This is a genomic window from Rhizobacter sp. (genome assembly GCF_035702065.1).
In the GTDB taxonomy this organism is placed as follows: domain Bacteria; phylum Pseudomonadota; class Gammaproteobacteria; order Burkholderiales; family Burkholderiaceae_C; genus Rhizobacter.
Genome location: NZ_DASSRA010000387.1, coordinates 1 through 2,766, shown reverse-complemented (window position 1 = coordinate 2,766; position 2,766 = coordinate 1). Strand labels below are relative to the sequence as shown.

Below are 2,766 nucleotides of genomic sequence, written 5' to 3'. Positions count from 1 at the left end.
GCACACCACCACCCGTTCGGGCTGAGGTATCGAAGCCTGGCACGGCCTGCGCGGGCCTTCGATACCTCAGGCTGAACGGCTGCAAGTTGCACACAGGAGTTCGCGATGCTGTCTAGAACCGCCGACCACCTCTTCTGGATGGCACGCTACATGGAGCGTGCCGAGAACACCGCGCGCATGCTCGACGTCAACTACCAGACGTCCTTGCTGCCTCAATCGGCCGACGCCGCCGAGAACGGCTGGCGCGGCCTGCTCAGCATCTCCGAGCTGACCCACGACTACAACGAGCGCTACGGCGACATCAGCGCACAGAAGGTCATGGCCTACATGGTCAGCGACGAGAAGAACCCCTCCAGCATCTACAGCTGCCTGATGGCCGCACGCGAGAACGCCCGCGCCGTGCGGGGCGCACTCACCACCGAGGTGTGGGAGACGCAGAACCAGACCTGGCTGGAGTTCCAGCGCATGCTGCGCAGCAAGGCCTTCCTCAAGGACCCGGGCGAGGCCTTCGAGTGGGTCAAGTTCCGCTCGCACCTGTCGCGCGGCGTGACGGTGGGCACCATGCTGCAGGACGAGGCCTTCCACTTCCTGCGCATCGGCAGCTTCCTGGAGCGCGCCGACAACACGGCGCGCATGCTCGACGTGAAGTTCCACGCGGTCGAGAGCGAGTTCTTCGGCACCGGTGCGGCCAACGGCAACGGCAATGGCAACGGCCTCGCCGGCAAGGACCAGGAGTACGACTTCTATCACTGGTCGGCGATCCTGCGTTCGGTCTCGGGCTTCGAGGTCTACCGCAAGGCCTACCGCAACGTGATCCGCCCGGAGAAGGTGGCCGAGCTGCTGATCCTGCGCACCGACATGCCACGCTCGTTGGCCTGCTGCATGGACGAAGTCGTCTCCAACCTCAAGCGCGTGGCCAACGAGCAGTCGCATGACACCCTGCGACGCGCCGGCCGCCTGCAGGCGGACCTGCGCTTCGGCCGCATCGACGAGATCCTGGCCACCGGGCTGCATGCCTTCCTGAGCCAGTTCCTGGAGCGCGTGGGCACCCTGGGCGTAGGCATCAGCCGCGACTTCCTGGTTCCTGTCGCAGCCTGACGGAGCACGTGCTGGATGAAACTCACCATCCAACACGTGACCCACTACGACTACAGCGCGCCACTGCAGTACGCGCTGCAGTCGCTGTGCCTCACGCCGCAGGGCAGCGCCCACCAGACGGTGCACGACTGGACGGTGAGCGCCCCCGCGCCGCTCTTCGCGCAGCGTGACGGCTTCGGCAACACCGCCCACACCTGGAGCCTGGCCAAGCGCAGCTACGGCAGCGCGGTGCGCGCCGGCGGCACGGTGGAGACGCATGCCTCGCCCTGGTTGACCGACGACGCGGTGCCGCCGCAGCTCTACCTGCGGACCACGCCACTGACCGCTGCCGATGACCGCCTGCGCGCTCTCGGCCGCGTGCACCTTGCCGATGGTGTCGACGAAGGCTCCGCCATGGCCCTGGCCCGCGCGGTGCTGCAGCGTGTGCGCTACCAGGCGGGCGTCACCACCGTGAGCACCAGCGCGCAGGAGGCCTGGGCGCTCGGTGGTGGCGTGTGCCAGGACCACGCCCACGTCTACATTGCCGCCTGCCGCGCCAACGGTGTGCCGGTGCGCTATGTGAGCGGCTATTTCTATGCGCCGGACGAACCCGAGCTGGCCAGTCATGCGTGGGTCGATGTGTGCGTCGAGCCCGAGGCCCACCGCTGGCTCAGCATCGACATTACCCACGGCTGCCTGATGGACGAGCGCCACGTGCGCCTGGCCGTCGGCCTCGACTACAGCGCCTGCTCGCCCATACGTGGTGTGCGAGAAGGCGGTGGCGATGAATCCATGCGGGTTCGGATCGACATTCGCGAAGCCCGCGCTGCCCCCATTTGCTGATCTCCCCTGGAGCCTTGAATGTCCATCCACGTTGCGCTCAACCACGTCACGCACTACCGCTACGACCGGCCCATCAACCTGGGGCCGCAGGTGGTTCGCCTGCGCCCGGCGCCGCATTCACGCACTCGCATCCTGAGCTATTCGATGCGCGTGGAGCCGGCCACCCACTTCATCAACTGGCAGCAAGACCCGCAGAGCAACTACCTCGCGCGCCTGGTCTTCCCCGACAAGACCACGTCGTTTCGCATCGAGATCGATCTGGTGGCCGAGATGTCGGTGCTCAACCCGTTCGATTTCTTCCTGGAGCCGGCGGCCGAGCACTTCCCCTTCGAATACGACGCCTCGCTCGCCACCGAGCTGGAGCCCTATCGCCACAAGGCGCCGCTCACGCCGGCCTTCGAGAAGTACCTGGCCAGCATCCCGCGCGAGAAGAAGCAGACCACCAACTTCCTCGTCGAGCTCAATCAGCGCCTGCAGAAGGACATCAGCTACCTGATCCGCATGGAGCCCGGCGTGCAGACGCCCGAGGAGACGCTGGTCAACGCCTCGGGTTCGTGCCGCGACTCGGGCTGGCTGCTGGTGCAGCTGCTGCGGCACGTGGGGCTGGCGGCGCGCTTCGTGTCGGGCTACCTCATCCAGCTCGCGCCGGACGTGAAGTCCCTGGACGGTCCCTCCGGCACCGAGGTCGACTTCACCGACCTGCATGCCTGGTGCGAGGTCTATCTACCGGGCGCCGGCTGGATCGGGCTGGATCCCACTTCCGGCCTGCTGGCGGGCGAGGGGCACATCCCGCTGGCCTGCACTCCGGAGCCGATCGGCGCCGCGCCGGTGACCGGGGCCGTGGAC

3 protein-coding genes are annotated in these 2,766 nt (G+C 67.2%); all 3 read left to right on the top strand.

Going from position 1 to position 2,766, the window contains the following annotated elements; genetic code table 11:
• The first annotated feature begins 105 nt into the window (after positions 1-105).
• Positions 106-1,098, top strand: coding sequence for an alpha-E domain-containing protein (locus VFL64_RS17005; RefSeq protein ID WP_489541565.1), 993 nt, complete (start codon positions 106-108; stop codon positions 1,096-1,098).
• A gap of 15 nt (positions 1,099-1,113) precedes the next feature.
• The gene (locus tag VFL64_RS17000; protein ID WP_489541564.1) at positions 1,114-1,920 is read left to right on the top strand and encodes a transglutaminase family protein; all 807 of its coding nucleotides are present in this window, start codon (positions 1,114-1,116) and stop codon (positions 1,918-1,920) included.
• Between the two features lie 18 nt (positions 1,921-1,938).
• Positions 1,939-2,766: transglutaminase family protein (locus VFL64_RS16995; protein WP_489541563.1), on the top strand; the 828-nt coding region annotated here is incomplete at its 3' end.